17 protein-coding genes and 1 pseudogene are annotated in these 17,478 nt (G+C 70.9%); 13 read left to right on the top strand and 5 right to left on the bottom strand.

The features are described from left to right. Window positions 1-271 precede the first annotated feature (271 nt). A complete protein-coding gene (locus tag ACIA8D_RS03210) occupies window positions 272-511 on the top strand; it encodes a hypothetical protein (protein WP_266714505.1) in 240 nt (79 codons plus the stop codon). A 132-nt stretch (window positions 512-643) separates the two neighbouring features. Next, complete coding sequence (locus ACIA8D_RS03215; RefSeq protein ID WP_399228211.1) at window positions 644-1,324, top strand: HU family DNA-binding protein; 681 nt, start codon at window positions 644-646, stop codon at window positions 1,322-1,324. A gap of 350 nt (window positions 1,325-1,674) precedes the next feature. Here ACIA8D_RS03215 and cofC read toward each other — a convergent pair. Next, window positions 1,675-2,307: pseudogene (gene cofC, locus ACIA8D_RS03220) on the bottom strand (2-phospho-L-lactate guanylyltransferase); the annotation flags it as partial. 122 nt (window positions 2,308-2,429) lie between these two features. On the opposite strand from cofC, the gene ACIA8D_RS03225 reads away from it, so the two are divergent. The 3 genes from ACIA8D_RS03225 to ACIA8D_RS03235 all read left to right on the top strand — a co-directional run bounded on the left by ACIA8D_RS03225 (window position 2,430) and on the right by ACIA8D_RS03235 (window position 5,467). Further along, entirely contained in the window at window positions 2,430-3,215 is a 786-nt protein-coding gene (locus ACIA8D_RS03225) for a lysophospholipid acyltransferase family protein (RefSeq protein WP_399228213.1), read from the top strand. Next, window positions 3,212-4,222 (top strand): NAD(P)H-dependent glycerol-3-phosphate dehydrogenase, encoded by a 1,011-nt coding sequence (locus ACIA8D_RS03230; protein WP_399228214.1) that lies wholly within the window; start codon window positions 3,212-3,214, stop codon window positions 4,220-4,222. The genes ACIA8D_RS03225 and ACIA8D_RS03230 overlap by 4 nt, the downstream gene beginning before the upstream one ends. 81 nt (window positions 4,223-4,303) lie before the next feature. Further along, window positions 4,304-5,467: a D-alanine--D-alanine ligase family protein gene (locus tag ACIA8D_RS03235; protein ID WP_399228216.1), complete on the top strand. Its 1,164-nt coding sequence runs from the start codon at window positions 4,304-4,306 to the stop codon at window positions 5,465-5,467. Between the two features lie 22 nt (window positions 5,468-5,489). On the opposite strand, the gene ACIA8D_RS03240 is transcribed toward ACIA8D_RS03235, so the two are convergent. Both ACIA8D_RS03240 and ACIA8D_RS03245 read right to left on the bottom strand, forming a co-directional pair. Further along, complete coding sequence (locus tag ACIA8D_RS03240) at window positions 5,490-6,002, bottom strand: DUF3515 domain-containing protein (protein ID WP_399228217.1); 513 nt, start codon at window positions 6,000-6,002, stop codon at window positions 5,490-5,492. 20 nt (window positions 6,003-6,022) lie between these two features. After that, window positions 6,023-6,256: an Lrp/AsnC family transcriptional regulator gene (locus ACIA8D_RS03245; RefSeq protein WP_016642988.1), complete on the bottom strand. Its 234-nt coding sequence runs from the start codon at window positions 6,254-6,256 to the stop codon at window positions 6,023-6,025. A gap of 230 nt (window positions 6,257-6,486) precedes the next feature. Here ACIA8D_RS03245 and ACIA8D_RS03250 point away from each other — a divergent pair, with 230 nt between their 5' ends. Beyond that, window positions 6,487-7,461, top strand: coding sequence for a thiamine-phosphate kinase (locus ACIA8D_RS03250; protein WP_399228219.1), 975 nt, complete (start codon window positions 6,487-6,489; stop codon window positions 7,459-7,461). A 143-nt stretch (window positions 7,462-7,604) separates the two neighbouring features. Here ACIA8D_RS03250 and rpmB read toward each other — a convergent pair whose 3' ends face one another. After that, window positions 7,605-7,790 (bottom strand): 50S ribosomal protein L28, encoded by a 186-nt coding sequence (gene rpmB, locus ACIA8D_RS03255; protein ID WP_016642993.1) that lies wholly within the window; start codon window positions 7,788-7,790, stop codon window positions 7,605-7,607. A gap of 255 nt (window positions 7,791-8,045) precedes the next feature. Between rpmB and ACIA8D_RS03260 the strand changes: the two genes are divergently transcribed. Then, complete coding sequence (locus tag ACIA8D_RS03260) at window positions 8,046-9,755, top strand: DAK2 domain-containing protein (RefSeq protein WP_399228221.1); 1,710 nt, start codon at window positions 8,046-8,048, stop codon at window positions 9,753-9,755. Window positions 9,756-9,873: 118 nt separating this feature from the next. After that, the gene (locus ACIA8D_RS03265) at window positions 9,874-11,166 is read left to right on the top strand and encodes a glucarate dehydratase family protein (protein WP_399228224.1); all 1,293 of its coding nucleotides are present in this window, start codon (window positions 9,874-9,876) and stop codon (window positions 11,164-11,166) included. A gap of 40 nt (window positions 11,167-11,206) precedes the next feature. On the opposite strand, the gene ACIA8D_RS03270 is transcribed toward ACIA8D_RS03265, so the two are convergent. Further along, complete coding sequence (locus ACIA8D_RS03270) at window positions 11,207-11,923, bottom strand: sulfite exporter TauE/SafE family protein (protein ID WP_399228225.1); 717 nt, start codon at window positions 11,921-11,923, stop codon at window positions 11,207-11,209. Between the two features lie 75 nt (window positions 11,924-11,998). Here ACIA8D_RS03270 and recG point away from each other — a divergent pair, with 75 nt between their 5' ends. From recG to ACIA8D_RS03295, 5 genes are all read left to right on the top strand, one after another. Next, window positions 11,999-14,209, top strand: coding sequence for an ATP-dependent DNA helicase RecG (recG, locus tag ACIA8D_RS03275; protein WP_399228227.1), 2,211 nt, complete (start codon window positions 11,999-12,001; stop codon window positions 14,207-14,209). Between the two features lie 169 nt (window positions 14,210-14,378). Then, the gene (rsmD, locus tag ACIA8D_RS03280; RefSeq protein WP_399228229.1) at window positions 14,379-14,978 is read left to right on the top strand and encodes a 16S rRNA (guanine(966)-N(2))-methyltransferase RsmD; all 600 of its coding nucleotides are present in this window, start codon (window positions 14,379-14,381) and stop codon (window positions 14,976-14,978) included. A 26-nt stretch (window positions 14,979-15,004) separates the two neighbouring features. Further along, window positions 15,005-15,484: a pantetheine-phosphate adenylyltransferase gene (gene coaD, locus ACIA8D_RS03285; protein ID WP_399228231.1), complete on the top strand. Its 480-nt coding sequence runs from the start codon at window positions 15,005-15,007 to the stop codon at window positions 15,482-15,484. Between the two features lie 91 nt (window positions 15,485-15,575). Beyond that, a complete protein-coding gene (locus ACIA8D_RS03290; protein WP_399228233.1) occupies window positions 15,576-16,676 on the top strand; it encodes a cell division initiation protein in 1,101 nt (366 codons plus the stop codon). A 157-nt stretch (window positions 16,677-16,833) separates the two neighbouring features. Beyond that, the gene (locus ACIA8D_RS03295; RefSeq protein WP_399228531.1) at window positions 16,834-17,478 is read left to right on the top strand and encodes a YceD family protein; all 645 of its coding nucleotides are present in this window, start codon (window positions 16,834-16,836) and stop codon (window positions 17,476-17,478) included.

Genomic DNA, 17,478 nt, shown 5'->3' on the forward strand with positions numbered 1-17,478 from the left:
GCTTATTCAGGCCACATCCACAGGGCCCCGTACCCCCAATCGTGCACCGGTTGGGGGTACTTCTGTGTCCGGGCCCAAAGCGCCTCCCCGGGCCCTCGCGCGGGCCCGCCGGGGCCTCCCAACTCCCTTGAATACCAAGGGTGTTCCAGGGGTACGCGTGCTTCGGCGCCGCTCGCGGCGGGCACGTCGTGAAAGGCTCCAGGTGGGCCTTCTGGGGCGGGAGTTGCACCCTGCGGAGGCGACAACTCGCCCCAGATGGCACAATCTGTGCATGGAACACGACGGCCAACTCCAGCTGTACGCGGCGGTCGCGGACCAACTCAAGGAAGCGCACGCCAGAGTGCGCACACTGCAAGTCCCGGAGGGCGTACGGATGGCGCTGACCCGGAAGCTGCTGGCCGTCACGGCCGCGGCCAAACACGATCTCGCCGGTGCGGCAAGGCGTCTGGAGCGATTCATGGCGGACCTCGACGACTTCGAAGAGGGCTCCATCACTGAAGAGGAACTCTGAGACTGCCCAGTTCGTTGCGGCACAAGGGTGATTAGCCCGTTTCGCGTTTGATTTGCGGTATATATCTGCCTAACGTGCGAAAAAGCCGGTGCGAAAGAGATTCGTTCCGGCAATGTCTCCGAAGGGGAAGACGTGAACAAGGCGCAGCTCGTAGAAGCCATTGCCGACAAGGTTGGCGGCCGTCAGCAGGCCGCTGACGCCGTCGACGCCGTACTCGACGCCATCGTGCGTTCCGTGGTCAGCGGTGACCGCGTCTCGGTGACGGGCTTCGGCTCGTTCGAGAAGGTCGACCGCCCGGCCCGCTACGCCCGCAACCCGCAGACCGGCGAGCGCGTCCGGGTCAAGAAGACCTCGGTGCCGCGGTTCCGCGCGGGCCAGGGCTTCAAGGACCTCGTCGCGGGTTCGAAGAAGCTCCCGAAGAACGACGTCGCGGTCAAGAAGGCGCCCAAGGGCAGCCTGAGCGGCGGCGCTTCGGCGACGGTCAAGAAGGCGGCGGCCAAGAAGGCCACGGCCAAGAAGACCACCGCCAAGAAGACGACGGCGAAGAAGACCACCGCCGCCAAGAAGGCCACGGCGAAGAAGACCACGGCCAAGAAGGCGACTCCGGCCAAGAAGGCGGCCCCGGCCAAGAAGGCCACCGCCGCCAAGAAGGCCACGGCGAAGAAGACCACCGCCAAGAAGGCCGCCCCGGCCAAGAAGGCCACCGCGAAGAAGACGGCGCCCGCCACGAAGGCCACGGCCAAGAAGGCGCCCGCCAAGAAGTCGACGGCGCGCAAGACCACCGCCAAGAAGGCCACCGCCCGCAAGAAGTAAGTCGCTTCTCGGGCGTACGCCACAAGGTTGCTCACGCGTCGGGCCGGGCTCCCTCCGGGGAGACCGGCCCGCGGTGTGTTCGGGGGCCCCACCGGGCCCCACAGGGGTTTTCAGAAGGTCTGCAGGGTCACCAGGGTGATCCGCAGGGCGTCGGCCGCGTTTTCGGTGTCCTGTACCTCGATGCGCACCCGCTGCCCGGGGCGCAGCAGCCGCAGGCCGCCCGCGTCGAAGGCGGCGGCGTCGAAGGACACGGGCGTGCCGTCGTCCAGAAGGACGCTGCCGGCACGGGTCTCGGAGTCGTACGTGTACGCGGTGGCCTGCATACGGGCAGCGTACTCAGTGCCCGGTCGGTCGGGGATCAGGAGCCCCGCCGCGGCCCTCGCGGTGTGCGGGCCCACGCCCAGGGCGAGCGCCGTCCGCAGATCCTCGCCGGTGTCGACGTCCTGGCGTACGGAGTGGACGCCTTCGAGGGGGAGTTCCGCGGCGCCGGACGCCGTGTGCCGGGCGCGCGACGGCCCGCCGAATGCGGGCAGCAATTCCGTGCCGGGGCCCGCGGACAAGAGCGTTGTGCCGATTCCGGCGGCATCGGGCAGAAATGCGCGGGGAAATGCGGCGGCCGTCGTCAGAACACGGGCCAATTCCGCCGGGCGCAGCGCCGGCAGATCGGCGTTCAGGGCGGCTATGGCGGCGGCCGGGCGCCGGGCGCGCACCGAGGCCGCCCCGTGCGCGAGAGCGGCGTTGAGTCCCGCCTGCGGGCTGTCGGGGAGCACGTGGGCGCCCAGGGCCGCCAGTTCGCGCTCCGCGCGGGAATCGTCCGTGACGACCACCACATCCCGCACCGCCGCACAGGCCCCCGCGGCGGCCACGGTGTCCTGGGCGAACGCCAGGGCGAGGCTTGGGCGCAGGGCGTCTCCCGCCGTCGGGGCCAGCCTGCTCTTCGCCCGCACCAGCGGTTTCAGCGGTATCACCAGGGTCCACTGCACGCGCCCATTGTGACCTGTGCATGAGGTGCGGCCGTCGGTGCGGGCGTACGGTGTTCTCGACAGACCGGTGGTCGGGGGCGACACTTGTGCGCCCGTAGGCCCCCTTAGAGGAAGGTGTCCGAGTGTCCCGCCGCAGAATCGGCTTCTGGTACCGCTTCGCCGCGGTCCTCTGCAAACCACCGCTGGTGGTTCTGTTCAAGCGGGACTGGCGTGGAATGGAGAACATTCCGGCCGACGGAGGCTTTATCACCGCGGTCAACCACAATTCGCATCTGGACCCGTTCCTCTACGCCCACTTTCAGTACAACACGGGACGGGTCCCGCGTTTCCTCGCCAAGCACGGCCTCTTCCGGAAGGGGTTCGTGGGCGCCGCGATGCGCGGCACCGGACAGATTCCCGTCTATCGCGAGTCCACGAACGCGCTGAGTGCCTTCCGGGCCGCGATCGACGCGGTGGAGCGCGGCGAGTGCGTCGCCTTCTATCCGGAAGGAACGCTCACTCGCGATCCTCAACTGTGGCCGATGACCGGCAAGACCGGCGTCGCCCGCGTGGCCCTGCAGACGAAATGCCCGGTGATTCCGGTCGGCCAGTGGGGCGCCACCGAAGCGCTCGCGCCGTACTCCAAGAAGCCGGACTTCTTTCCGCGCAAGACGCATCACGTGCTCGCCGGTGCGCCCGTCGACCTGTCCGCGTACTACGACAGGGAGATCACGCCGGACCTCCTGAAGGAGGTGACCGAGGTCATCATGGCCGCGATCACTGCCGAGGTGGAGGTGCTGCGCGGCGAGAAGGCGCCGCAGAAGCGTTACGACCCGCGTGAGGCGCGCATCGAGCAGCGCCGCAAGTTGCAGGGCGACAACGGCAGTTCGGCCACCGCCGGCGGTACGAGCGAGGAGAGCAGCAAGTGACCCGACCCGTGAAGGCCGCCGTCTTCGGCACCGGTTCCTGGGGCACCGCCTTCGCGATGGTGCTCGCGGACGCGGGCTGCGACGTCACCCTCTGGGCCCGCCGCGCGGAACTCGCCGAGGCCGTCAACTCCACGCGTACGAACCCCGATTACCTGCCCGGTGTGGAACTCCCGGAGAACGTGCGGGCGACCAGCGACCCGGCCGAGGCCGCGGCGGATGCCGACTTCACCGTGCTCGCCGTGCCCTCCCAGACGCTGCGCCAGAACCTGGGGGAGTGGGCGCCGCTGCTCGCCCCCGACACCGTCCTCGTCTCGCTCATGAAGGGCGTCGAGCTCGGCTCGGCGATGCGTATGAGCGAGGTCATCGAGGACGTCACGAAAGTCGGCGAGGACCGCATCGCGATCGTCACCGGGCCCAACCTCGCGCGCGAGATCGCCGCCCGGCAGCCCGCCGCGGCGGTCGTCGCCTGCCGCGACGAGTCCGTGGCGCAGCGGCTCCAAGTCGCCTGCCACACCCCGTACTTCAGGCCGTACACCAACACCGACGTGGTCGGCTGCGAGCTCGGCGGCGCGGTCAAGAACGTGATCGGGCTCGCCGTCGGCATCGCGGACGGCATGGGGCTCGGCGACAACACGAAGGGCTCGCTCATCACGCGCGGGCTCGCGGAGACGACGCGGCTCGGGCTCGCCATGGGCGCGGACCCGCTGACGTTCTCCGGTCTCGCCGGCCTCGGCGATCTGGTGGCCACCTGCTCCTCGCCGCTGTCGCGCAACCACACCTTCGGCACGAACCTCGGCAAGGGCATGACCCTCCAGGAGACGATCGCGGTCACCAAGCAGACCGCGGAGGGCGTCAAGTCCTGCGAGTCGGTGCTCGATCTGGCGCGCCGTCACGACGTCGACATGCCCATCACGGAGACCGTCGTCGCGATCGTCCACGAGGGCAAGTCCCCGGTCGTCGCGGTGAAGGAGCTCATGTCGCGCTCCGCCAAGCCGGAACGACGCTGAGCGACGACGGGAGTTTGACGACAGGCCCCAGGCTCTGCGGGCGCTGACTCTCGTACTACCAGCAGGTACGCTCAACGCGATATGAGCAGCGAGAACCTCCCCCAGAGCCCTGCGTCCACCGCGGGTGGGCCCAAGCCGCGCGTGGCCGTCGTCTTCGGTGGCCGCAGCTCCGAGCACGGCGTCTCCGTGGTCACGGCGGGCGCCGTGCTGCGCGCCATCGACCGCTCCAAGTACGACGTGCTGCCGGTCGGCATCACGCGTGAGGGGCGTTGGGCGCTGACGGCGGACGACCCGGAGCGGATGGCCATCACCGACCGCCAGGTGCCGGACGTCGCCGATCTCGCCGAGTCGCCCGAGGGCGGCGTGGTCCTCCCGGTCGACCCGAGCTCCCGCGAAGTCGTCTACAACGAGCCGGGATCCGTCCCCAAGGCCCTCGGCGAGGTCGACGTGGTCTTCCCCGTGCTGCACGGCCCGTACGGCGAGGACGGCACCATCCAGGGCCTCCTGGACCTCTCCGGGACCCCGTACGTCGGCTGCGGTGTGCTCTCCTCGGCCGTCGGCCAGGACAAGGAGTACATGAAGCGGATCTTCACGTCCTTCGGGCTGAAGGTCGGTCCCTATCTCGTGATCCGGCCGCGTGAGTGGGAGCAGGACCAGGACGGCGCCCGGCGCCGCGTCGCCGACTTCGTCGGGGACCACGGGTGGCCGCTGTTCATCAAGCCCGCGCGCGCGGGTTCGTCGATCGGCATCACGAAGGTCGACTCCTTCGAGGGCCTCGACGAGGCGATCGAGACCGCCCGTGAGCACGACCCGAAGGTGATCGTCGAGGCGGGCATCGTCGGGCGCGAGATCGAGTGCGGGGTCCTGGAGTTCGAGGACGGGCCGCGGGCCTCCGTCCCGGCCGAGATCCCGCCGGCCGACTCGCACGCGTTCTACGACTTCGAGGCGAAGTACATCGACTCCGCTGCCGGCATCGTGCCCGCTCCGCTGAGCGAGGAGCAGACCGCCGAGGTCCGCAGGCTCGCCGTCGACGCCTTCGACGCCATGTCCTGCGAGGGCATCGTGCGCGCGGACTTCTTCCTCGACGAGGACGGCGAGTTCGTCATCAACGAGGTCAACACCCTGCCGGGCTTCACGCCGATCTCCATGTACCCGCGGATGTGGCAGGAGACCGGAGTGAGCTACCCGGAGCTGGTGGACCGGCTCATCCAGGCGGCGCTGCGGCGGTCGACCGGCCTGCGGTAGACCGCGCCTTATGACAGACCCTCTAGTCGGCGATCCCCTTGGGGATCGCCTTCTTGATGGGCCCGGCGAGGTCGACCAGGGGGCCCGCCCCGTTCTTGGCCACCTCGTCCTTGGGGATCGTCACCTCTACGTAGGCGAGGCGGCCGCCCGTCGTCATGCGCTGCGCGCCGTCGTCGAGTTCGTCCGCGACCCAGCCGACGCCGTCGATCGTCGCCGTGTTGCTGCTCGTCTTCAACGCCGCGTCGGGCCACGGCACGCCGCAGCGCAGTATGATCGCGGGGCTTCCCCACGCCGCGGTGAGCTTCGAGCCCGGTTCGGGATCGTTGCGCTCGAGTCCGTCGAGCTTCTCCGGCAGGACCTCGTCCAGGTTCCGGCACAGCTTGGCGGCCTTCGCGTCCGGAGTGGGAACCGTCGCCTTGGGCGCCTCGTCCGTCGAAGCGCAGCCCGCGGTGGCGATCAGCAAGGAGAGCGAGGGCACCGCGATGGACAGGCGACTGAGCCGGCCGTGCCGGATCCGGTGACGATATGACTTCACCGGCACAGCGTAGACGGGGGCTACAGGTGGACGACCGGGCAGGTCAGAGTGCGCGTGATGCCGTCCACCTGCTGGACCTTGGCGACCACCATGCGGCCGAGTTCGTCGACCGTGTCGGCCTGCGCGCGCACGATCACGTCGTAGGGGCCGGTGACGTCCTCGGCCTGGATCACTCCTGGAATCTTCCCGATCAGCTCGGCGACGGTCGACGCCTTGCCTACTTCGGTCTGGATCAGGATGTACGCCTGTACCACGGAACCTCCAGGGCAGCCACGAGGATCATGTGGGGAGAAGGGACGCCACGTTATCGCGTCACCGCTCGTCGCGGGGAGACCCGGTGGCGGCTGTGGCGTCCGACGGACGTGGAAGGCAGGCCCGTGACAAGAACCGTACCCATGACAGAGACGGCCCGCGACCGCAAGCGGGCCGGGGCATACGGCCCTGGCGGGCGGCAGCGAACCGGGGCAGAAAGGGCAGCACGCGCATGAAGGGCACCGTCGGCGAGTTGGGGGAGTTCGGCCTCATCCGGGAGCTGACCTCGCGGCTCACCACCACCCCGGCCGTACGCATCGGTCCCGGCGACGACGCCGCCGTGATCGCCGCGCCGGACCGCAGGGTCGTCGCCAGCACGGACGTCCTGCTGGAGAACCGGCACTTCAGGCGCGACTGGTCCACCGCGTACGACGTCGGGCGCAAGGCCGCCGCGCAGAACTTGGCCGACATCGCGGCCATGGGCGCCGTGCCCACCGCGCTGCTGCTCGGCCTCGTGGTGCCCGCCGAACTGCCCGCGTCCTGGCCCTCGGAGCTGATGGACGGGCTGCGGGACGAGTGCCAGGTGGCGGGCGCAGCCGTCGTCGGCGGCGATGTCGTGCGCGGCGACACGATCACTGTGGCGATCACCGCGCTCGGCGACATGCAGGGCCACGAGCCGGTGACGCGGTCCGGTGCGCAGCCCGGCGACGTCGTGGCCGTGACCGGCTGGCTCGGCTGGTCCGCCGCCGGCTACGCGGTGCTCTCCCGCGGCTTCCGCTCGCCGCGGGCCTTTGTGGAGGCGCACCGCCGCCCCGAGCCGCCGTACCACGCGGGTCCCGCGGCGGCCGGGCTCGGCGCGACGGCCATGTGTGACGTCAGCGACGGGCTCATCGCCGACCTGGGGCACATCGCCGAATCGAGCAAGGTCCGTATCGACATCAAGTCGGGGCAGGTGGACGTGCCCTCGCAGATGAGCGACATCGGCCAGGCCGTCGGCGTCGACCCGCTGCAATGGGTGCTGAGCGGCGGCGAGGACCACGCGATCGTGGCCACCTTCCCGCCGTCCGTGAAGCTGCCCGCCCGCTGGAAGGTGATCGGCGAGGTGCTGGGCCCCACGGCGCTGTCCCAGGTGACCGTGGACGGGGCGCCCTGGACGAACCAGGGCGGCTGGGACCACTTCGGGGACGGGTACGAGATCGAGTCGTGAGGCGCGGGTGCGGGCGCCCGCCCGCGCCGGGCGTGCTCACCAGGCATGAGCGGAGAACCAGCATGAGCAAAGAAAAAGAGCCGGTCCCCGAGGGGACCGGCTCTTTTCAAGCAACCAGCTAGGTGGCCGCGCTAAGCGTTACGTCAGCGCGAGACCTTGCCGGCCTTGATGCACGAGGTGCAGGCGTTGAGGCGCTTCGGCGTCCCGCTCACCACTGCACGCACACGCTGGATGTTCGGGTTCCAGCGACGGGGCGTACGGCGGTGTGAGTGCGAGATGTTGTTGCCGAAGCCCGGCCCCTTGCCGCAGACGTCGCAGTTGGCAGCCACGGGTCACTCCAAAGACTTCAGATGCACTTACGGTTGATCCCGGCATGCCGGGATCAGGATCGGAGGATCTGAGTGGCGGTGCCAGGGGATGGCCCGACGGATATCGGGCAACCCGAGCAGCATACAACGGCTGCGTCGGTAGAACGAAACTACCATGGCTGGTCGGACGGCCCGCCCGGGCTCCGGACCAGGTCGGGAGCGGCTTTCGGGCCGGGCCCTCTTTCCGGACTCTCACCTTCCGCGGTCTACTCTGCGGTGCCAGTCCAGCTGCTCGAGGAGGCGCAGGTGCCGCAGGTGCTCGACGTGATCGCGGTGCGCGCCTGGTGCTCACTCGCCCTGGAGGCGCTCGGCCGCGACCGGGCCGAGATAGACGCGATCAACGTGTATCCGGTCGCCGACGGGGACACCGGCACCAACCTCTATCTGACCCTCGAGTCCGCGCACCAGGCCGTCGAGGCGGTCTTCGCCGGTCTTGAGGCGGGGCCCGAGCCGGCCGCTCCCGCGCTCCCCGAAGTGATGCGCGCCATGGCGCACGGTGCCCTCATCGGCGCCCGGGGCAACTCCGGGACGATCCTCGCGCAGTTGCTGCGGGGCATGGCGCAGGTCCTCGCGGCGGACGGTGCCGGTGAGGGAGATCACGCCGGGGGCGCCGACGCGGACGCCCTGAGGCTCGCGCTGGGCCGGGCCGCCGAGGCCGCGCGCGAGGCGGTCGCCCACCCCGTGGAGGGCACCGTGCTGACCGTGGCGACGGCGGCGGCGGAGGCCGCCTCCGCGGCCGACGGGGGCTGTCGGGAGGTCGTCCGGGCCGCCTACGAAGGCGCCTGCGTGGCGCTCGACGCGACGCCGGGGCAGCTCGCGGCCCTGGGCAGCGCCGGGGTCGTGGACGCGGGCGGGCGGGGGCTCGTGGCCGTCCTGGGGGCGCTGAGCGAGGCGGTCTCGGGGGAGGCGGCGCCGGTACGCGGCCGTGGAGCGGGCACCCGCGCGCGCGTGGACGCCGTTCCCGACGGGGTGCTGCTCGAATGCCCCGAGGACGAAGGCGCGGCGGGCCCCGCCTTCGAGGTCATCTATCTGCTCGAGGCGGAGGACGGGGCGGTGGCCCGGCTGCGGACCCGGCTCGACGCCCTCGGGGACTCGCTCGTCGTCGTCGGCGGGGACGGCCTGTGGAACGTCCACGTCCACGTGGACGACGCGGGCGCGGCCGTGGAGGCGGGCGTCGAGGCCGGGCGCCCGTACCGCATCCGCATCACCCACTTCGGGCTCGGTGACGTGCACGCGACGCACGCCGCGGCGCCGCGGGAGCGGGCGCAGCGGGCCGTCGTGGCGGTCGTGCCGGGGGACGGGCTCGCGGGGCTCTACCGGGAGGCGGGTGCCACGACCGTGCCCGACCGGCCCGGCGAACCGCCCGCCAGCGGGGAGCTCGTCGACGCGATACGGCGGGCCCACGCGCGCGAGGTGGTGCTGCTGCCGAACGACGCCGAGCTGCGGCACACCGCCGCCGCGGCGGCCGAGCAGGCCCGTTCCGAGGGCCTCCGGATCGCGCTCATCCCGACCCGCTCGGCGGTCCAGGGCATCGCCGCGCTCGCCGTCCACGAGCCCGACCGGCGCTTCGACGAGGACGTCGTGGCGATGACCTCCGCCGCGGGGGCGACCCGGTACGGCGAACTGGCCGTCGCCGAGCGGCAGTCGTGGACCATGGCGGGCATCTGTCAGGCCGGTGACGTCCTCGGCCTGATCGACGGCGACGTGGCGGTCATCGGCGGCGAGGTCCCGGCGACGGCCCGCACGGTCCTCGACCGGATGCTGGCGGCGGGCGGCGAACTCGTCACGCTCGTCCTCGGGGAGGACGTCTCCGACGAGGTCGCGGCCGGGCTCGAGCGGCATGTGCGCGAGTCCTACCTGGCCGTGGACACGGTGGTGTACCGCGGTGGGCGGCAGTCGGCGCTGATGCTGATCGGCGTCGAGTAACCCGTTCTCCCATGGAGGGCCCGGCCGAAAGGCCGGGCCCTCGCTGTTTCCTCCGCGTCACCACTGAGTCACATACGCAAGCCTTGTCTACATACGTAGATCGTGTCAGGATCCCGCCATGCCTGACACTGCTCCAGTCGCCGAGAAGCACCGGATCACCGAGGTGCGCGTGACGCCGGTGGCCTTCCGTGACCTTCCGCTGCTCAACTCCGTAGGTGTGCACGAGCCGTTCGCGCTGCGCTCGGTCGTCGAGGTGACGACCGACAGCGGCCTGTGCGGGCTCGGCGAGTCCTACGGGGACCTGCCGCATCTGCGCCGCCTGGAACGGGCGGGGCGGCACCTGGTCGGCACCGACGTCTTCGACCTCAACGGCGCCTGGCGCGCGGTCAACGCGTCGCTGGCCGCCGACAGCGGCGTGGGCGGGCACGGGATGAGCGGGATGGTGACCGACAGCTCCCTCGCCGACCGGGTCGTCTCGCCCTTCGAGGTCGCCGCGCTCGACCTCCAGGGCAAGGTCGTCGGCCGCCCGGTGAGCGACCTGCTGGGCGGCGCCGTGCGCGACCGCGTCGCCTACAGCGCCTACCTGTTCCACAAGTGGGCCGGCCACCCCGGACAGGAGGACGACGAGTGGGGCGCCGCGCTCGACCCCGACGGCCTGGTCCGCCAGGCGCGGCGCATCATCGACGCGTACGGGTTCGGCGCGATCAAGCTGAAGGGCGGCGTCCTCCCGCCCGAGGAGGAGATCGAGGCGGTCCGGGCGCTGCGCGCGGCCTTCCCGGAGCTGCCGCTCCGCCTCGACCCCAACGGGGCCTGGAGCGTGGCCAGTTCGGTCAAGGTGGGGCAGGAGCTCGACGGAGTCGTCGAGTATCTGGAGGACCCGACGCCCGGCATCGAGGGCATGGCACGCGTCGCGCGCGAGGTGTCGATGCCGCTCGCCACCAACATGTGCGTGGTCGCCTTCAGGCACCTGCCGCCCGCCGTGCGCCAGGACGCCGTCCAGGTGGTGCTCTCCGACCACCACTTCTGGGGCGGGCTCCGGCGGTCCCAGCGGCTCGGCGCGATCTGCGAGACGTTCGGCATGGGGCTCTCCATGCACTCCAACTCGCATCTGGGCATCAGCCTCGCGGCCATGACCCACCTCGCCTCCGCCACCCCGAACCTCGACTACGCCTGCGACACGCACTGGCCGTGGAAGGACCCGGCCGAGGACGTCGTCGTACCGGGCGCGCTCACGTTCGAGGACGGCGCGGTCGCGGTGCCCACCGCCCCCGGACTCGGCGTCGAACTCGACCGCGACGCGCTTGCCCGGCTGCACGAGCAGTACCTCGACTGCGGTCTCCGCGAGCGCGACGACACCGCTTACATGCGCCGCTTCCGGCCGGAGTTCGACCCCGCGGTGCCGAGGTGGTGAGTGGGGGAGCGGCGCACCGAACCGGCAACGGGCTTCGGCCTCACGCCAGTTGGGCGCCGATCAGCAGGACGGCGCCCAGCGTGGACACCCCGATCGCGGCCCAGCGCAACCGCCGCGCGTCCAAGAAACGGTTGACGTAGCGCGACAGTACGTAGCCGAGGGCCGGTGCGGGGGCCAGCAGGAGGGACGTCAGGAGCGTGTGCGGGCCCATGGCGCCGGTGGGCGCGAGCGTCACGACGGACAGCACCGAGCCGATGAGGAAGAAACCGCTCATGGTGCCGCGCAGTACCGGGGCGTCCTTGCCCTGCCAGACCAGGGCCATCGGCGGCCCGCCGATGGACGTCGCGGTGCCGAGGAGGCCCGAGGCGGACCCGGCGAGGACCAGGGTCGGCCGGTGCGGCCTGGGCGTCCAGCCGAAGCAGGTCAGTACGACGCCCAGGAGCACCACGCCGGACAGCATCAGGGCGAGACCGCGCGGCGGCAGCGCCGCCACGAGCAGTGCCCCCGCGACCGTGCCGGGCACCCGGCCGACCAGCGCCCAGCCGGTGCCCCGCAGATCGATGTGCCGCCGCTCGGCCACCGTCACGAAGAGGGTCAGCAGGCCCGCCTGGATGATCAGCGTTCCCGGTACCAGGGAGGGGTCGACCACGGCGACCACCGGTGCCGCGAGCATCGCCATGCCGAAGCCGATGGAGGCCTGCAGGCAGGCGGAAAGGGTCAGGACGCCCGCGATGATCAGATAGCCGGTGAGCGTCATGGGCCCATACAAGTACATGCTCTTTCCGGCGGTCCAGGGGGCGGAGGTGGGGGATTGTCAGTGGCGTGGTGTGCAATGGATCTCGTGCCCGCGCTCGAAGAACCACTGAAGAAGGTGCTCGGCCCCGCCACCGCGAAGGTGATGGCCGAGCATCTCGGCCTGCACACGGTCGGTGACCTGATCCACCACTACCCGCGCAGATACGCGGAGCGGGGCGAGCTCACCCGCCTCGCGGACCTGCCGCTGGACGAGCACGTGACGGTCGTCGCGCAGGTCGCGACCGCCCGCATCCTGAAGTTCAACGGCGGCAGGGGCCAGCGCCTCGAAGTCACCATCACCGACGGCAGCGGCCAGCTCCAGCTCGTCTTCTTCGGCCGCGGCATCCACAAGCCGCACAAGGACCTGCTGCCCGGCACGCGCGCGATGTTCGCGGGCAAGGCGTCGGTCTTCAACCGGAAGATGCAACTGGCGCACCCCGCCTACCAGTTGCTGAACGCCGATTCCTCCGACGAGGCCGCCGAAGCCGTCGGCTCGTGGGCCGGGGCCCTGCTGCCGATCTACCCGGCCACGGCCAAGCTGGAGTCCTGGAAGATCGCCAAGGCCGTCGATCTGGTGCTGCCCAGCGCGCGGGAGGCCGAGGACCCGCTGCCCGAGTCGCTGCGCGAGGGCCGCGGCCTCGTCCCGCTGCCCGAGGCGCTCCTCAAGATCCACCGGCCGCAGACGAAGGACGACATCGCCGACGCCCGCGACCGTCTCAAGTGGGACGAGGCGTTCGTCCTCCAAGTGGCCCTCGCCCGGCGCCGCTTCGCGGAGACACAGCTGACGGCGGTCGCGCGCGTACCCAAGCCGGACGGCCTGCTGACCGCCTTCGACGCGAAGCTGCCCTTCACGCTCACCGACGGCCAGCAGAAGGTCTCCAAGGAGATCTTCGACGACCTGGCCACCGAGCACCCGATGCACCGGCTGCTCCAAGGAGAGGTCGGTTCGGGCAAGACGATGGTGGCGCTGCGCGCCATGCTCGCCGTCGTCGACGCGGGCGGACAGGCCGCGATGCTCGCGCCCACCGAGGTCCTCGCCCAGCAGCACCACCGCTCCATCACCGAGATGATGGGCGAGCTGGCGGAGGGCGGGATGCTGGGCGGGTCCGAGCACGCCACCAAGGTCGTCCTGCTCACCGGCTCCATGGGCACGGCAGCGCGCCGCCAGGCCCTGCTCGACCTGGCGACGGCCGAGGCGGGCATCGTCATCGGCACGCACGCGCTGATCGAGGACAAGGTGCTCTTCGACGACCTGGGCCTGGTCGTCGTGGACGAGCAGCACCGCTTCGGCGTGGAACAGCGCGACGCCCTGCGCTCCAAGGGCAAGCAGCCGCCGCACCTCCTCGTGATGACGGCGACGCCGATTCCGCGCACGGTCGCCATGACGGTCTTCGGCGACCTGGAGACGTCCGTCCTCGACCAGCTCCCGGCCGGCCGCTCGCCGATCGCCAGCCATGTCGTACCGGCCGCCGACAAGCCGCACTTCCTGGCGCGCGCGTGGGAGCGCGTACGGGAGGAGGTGGGCAACGGGCATCAGGCGTACGTCGTCTGCCCCCGCATCGGCGACGACGAGGACGAGAAGCCCAAGAAGGGCGCAGCCAAGAAGCAGTCCGCCGAGGACGAGGCGGAGAAGCGGCCGCCGCTGGCGGTGCTCGACGTGGCGGAGGAGCTGGCGCGCGGTCCGCTCCAGGGCCTCAAGGTGGAAGTCCTGCACGGCCGCATGCAGCCCGACGACAAGGACGCCGTGATGCGCCGCTTCGCCGCGGGGGAGACGGACGTCCTGGTGGCGACGACGGTCATCGAGGTCGGTGTGAACGTGCCGAACGCGACGGCGATGGTGATCATGGACGCCGACCGGTTCGGCGTCTCGCAGCTCCACCAGCTGCGTGGTCGCGTGGGACGTGGCTCGGCGGCGGGCCTGTGCCTCCTGGTCACCGAGATGCCGGAGGCCGCGCCCGCGCGCACCCGCCTCGGAGCCGTCGCCTCGACGCTCGACGGCTTCGAGCTGTCCCGGATCGACCTGGAACAGCGCCGCGAGGGTGACGTCCTCGGCCAGGCCCAGTCCGGGGTGCGCTCCTCCCTGCGGATGCTCGCCGTGATCGAGGACGAGGAGATCATCGCGGCGGCGCGGGAGGAGGCCATGAAGGTGGTCACGGCCGATCCCGAGCTCGACCACCTGCCGGCCCTGCGCATCGCGTTGGACGCGCTCCTGGACGAGGAACGGGAGCAGTACCTCGACAAGGGCTGACCGGCGTCGCGGCCCCGATCCTTCAAGCCCCTCCGGCGATCGAGGAGCGGGGTCCGGGACGGAGCCCCGAGGCGTGGGGAAGGCGGGTGCCGACAGGCGGCCCCCGGGGCGCGGCTGACAAACTGGTGCCGCACCGAAACCCGCCCAAGGACAAGGACGTACCAGCGCGATGACCCGCGTGATCGGCGGCACCGCCGGCGGACGCCGCCTCGCCGTGCCGCCAGGCAACGGCACCCGACCCACCTCCGACCGGGCACGCGAGGGCCTCTTCTCCACCTGGCAGGCACTGCTCGGCGGCACCCTCGACGGCACCCGCGTCGCCGACCTGTACGCCGGCTCCGGCGCCGTCGCCCTGGAGGCGCTCTCCCGCGGCGCCGCCCACGCGCTGCTCGTCGAGGCGGACGCCCGCGCCGCCCGCACGATCCGCGAGAACATCCGCACCCTCGGCCTCCCCGGCGCCGAGGCACGTACCGGAAAAGCGGCGCAAATCATCGCGGGCCCGGCCCCAACCAACCCCTACGACCTGGTCTTTCTCGACCCGCCGTACGCCGTCTCCGACGACGATCTTCGCGAGATACTGCTCACACTCCGCACCGGGGGCTGGCTCGCGGACGAAGCGCTCGTCACCGTGGAACGCAGCACCAGAGGCGGCGAATTCCGGTGGCCGGACGGCTTCGAGGGCCTGAGGTCCCGTCGCTACGGCGAGGGCACGTTTTGGTACGGTCGCGCCGCCTTGAACACCACCCTCACGTGCGACGACGCACGATGACCGGACCGGAGAGCGAGGGACTTCCCGTGCGCCGCGCAGTCTGTCCGGGGTCGTTCGACCCCATCACCAACGGCCACCTCGACATCATCGCCCGAGCCTCCAAGCTCTACGACGTCGTGCACGTCGCGGTGATGATCAACCAGTCCAAGAAGGGACTGTTCGAGGTCGATGAGCGGATCGAACTGATCCGCGAGGTCACGGCCGAGTTCGGCAACGTGGAGGTGGAGGCCTTCCACGGCCTCCTCGTCGACTTCTGCAAGCAGCGCGACATCCCGGCCATCGTGAAGGGCCTGCGCGCCGTCAGCGACTTCGACTACGAGCTGCAGATGGCCCAGATGAACAACGGCCTGTCCGGCGTGGAGACCCTCTTCGTCCCCACCAACCCGACGTACAGCTTCCTGTCGTCCTCCCTGGTCAAGGAGGTCGCGGCCTGGGGCGGCGACGTCTCGCACCTGGTTCCGGAGCTGGTCAACCAGGCTTTGGTGGAGCGCCTTCCCAAGAAGTGACACGCACGCGCGCGTTGGGCTTACAGTCGTCTCGTCCGTCTCCAACACCCCAGCCAAACCGGCGTCTAGACGAGAGAGTGGCGAGCACACGGTGGACGTGCAGAAGAAGCTCGACGACATCGTCGGCACGGTCGGCGGCGCGCGCTCGATGCCCATGTCGGCCTCGTGCGTGGTCAACCGCGCCGACCTGCTGGCGATGCTCGAAGAGGTGCGCCAGGCGCTGCCCGGCTCCCTCGCCCAGGCCCAGGAGCTCATCGGCGGCCGCGAGCAGATGGTCGAGCAGGCCCACGCCGAGGCCGAGCGGATCATCGAGGGCGCCCACGCCGAGCGCGGCACCCTGATCGCCGACACGGAGATCGCCCGCCGCGCCCAGGCCGAGGCCGACCGGATCCTCGCCGAGGCCCGCCAGGAGGCCGAGGAGGTCCGCGCGGAGGCCGACGACTACGTCGACTCCAAGCTGGCCAACTTCGAGGTCGTCCTCAACAAGACGCTCGGCTCGGTCGGCCGCGGCCGCGAGAAGCTGCTCGGCACCGGCCCCGGCGTCGACGAGGCGGGCTACGAGGACGAGGACGCCCCCGAGCGCAGCCACGACCCGGAGACGCTGCGCCGCGACGCCGACGCGTACGTGGACACCAAGCTCGGCGCCTTCGAGGCGGTGCTCGCCAAGACCCTGGATGCCGTCGGCAAGGGCCGCCAGAAGCTGCACGGCCGCATCGCCAGCGACGACCTCGGCACGCTGACCGTGGACGGCGAGGGACAGCCGCACACCAGCGACGCCGACTACCTGGCGGGCCTCGCCGAGATCGGCGGCGCCCAGGCCCAGCAGCCGGCCGCGGTGCAGCCCCAGCAGCCCCAGCAGATGCCGCAGCCCCCGCAGGTCCCCCAGATCCCGGCCCAGGCCCCCGAGCCCGCGCCCGCGTACGCACAGCAGGGCCAGGACCCGTACGGCGCCTACCAGCAGCCCTACGGCCGGCCCGACGCCTACGGCACGTACCAGCAGGACCCGTACGCGGCGGCCTACCAGCAGGACCCGTACGCGTACCAGCAGCACCAGCAGCAGGATCCGTACGCGTACCAGCAGGACCCCCAGCAGCATTCCCAGCCCCAGGACGGCGCGCTCGACGAGACGAGTCTCTTCGACACGAGCATGATCAGCCTGGAGCAGATGCGGCAGTACGAGCAGGGGCGCTGAGCCGGGCCCGTACCGGGCCCCGGGGGCAGATTGGGCCGTGAGCGAAAGGTCCAGTACCCTGGTTCTTCGGTCGCGCGTAGCACGTGCGTTCCGAGCTGCCCGGAATTCGCGGCGGCAACCCCCACATGAGCTTCGAAGAACGAAAGCAGGACCAGCCCTGAACACCCACCTCGACCACCGCAACCCGTTCGTGTTCGATACGCACGAGCTGGGTCGGCGTCCTGGTGCCATGCAGCGGCTGTCCCGCACGATCGACGCTCCCAAGGAGTTCGGTCTCCTGGGGGTCATCGAGGTGCCGGAAGGCGCCCCGGTGGAGCTCGAGCTCCGTCTGGAGTCGGTGATGGAAGGTGTGCTTGTCACAGGCACCGCCCGTGCATCGGCGAAGGGGGAGTGCGTAAGGTGTCTGGAGCCCGTCGTCCAAGAGGTCGACGCGGACTTCCAGGAGATGTTCTCGTACCCTGACGCCGACGACCGGGGCCGTCCCAAGGACGACGCCGGCGACGACGCCGAGGACGACGAGGACAGGCTCTTTCTCGAGGACGGCCTGTTCGACCTCGAGCCGGTGCTGCGTGATGCGGTGGTGCTCGCACTGCCGATGCAGCCGGTGTGCCAGGAGGACTGCGAGGGTCTGTGCTCCGAATGCGGAGTGCGGCTCTCGGACGAACCGGGCCACCACCACGACGCCGTCGACATCCGTTGGGCGGCATTGCAGGGACTCGCTGAATCCATCCAGGACGGCGAGAAGGACGAGATGAGCGGCGCCGAAGCGGAAGCGGGCGTCGACGAGAAGCAGGAGAAGTAG

This window comes from Streptomyces sp. NPDC051684, assembly GCF_044453445.1.
GTDB lineage: Bacteria > Actinomycetota > Actinomycetes > Streptomycetales > Streptomycetaceae > Streptomyces.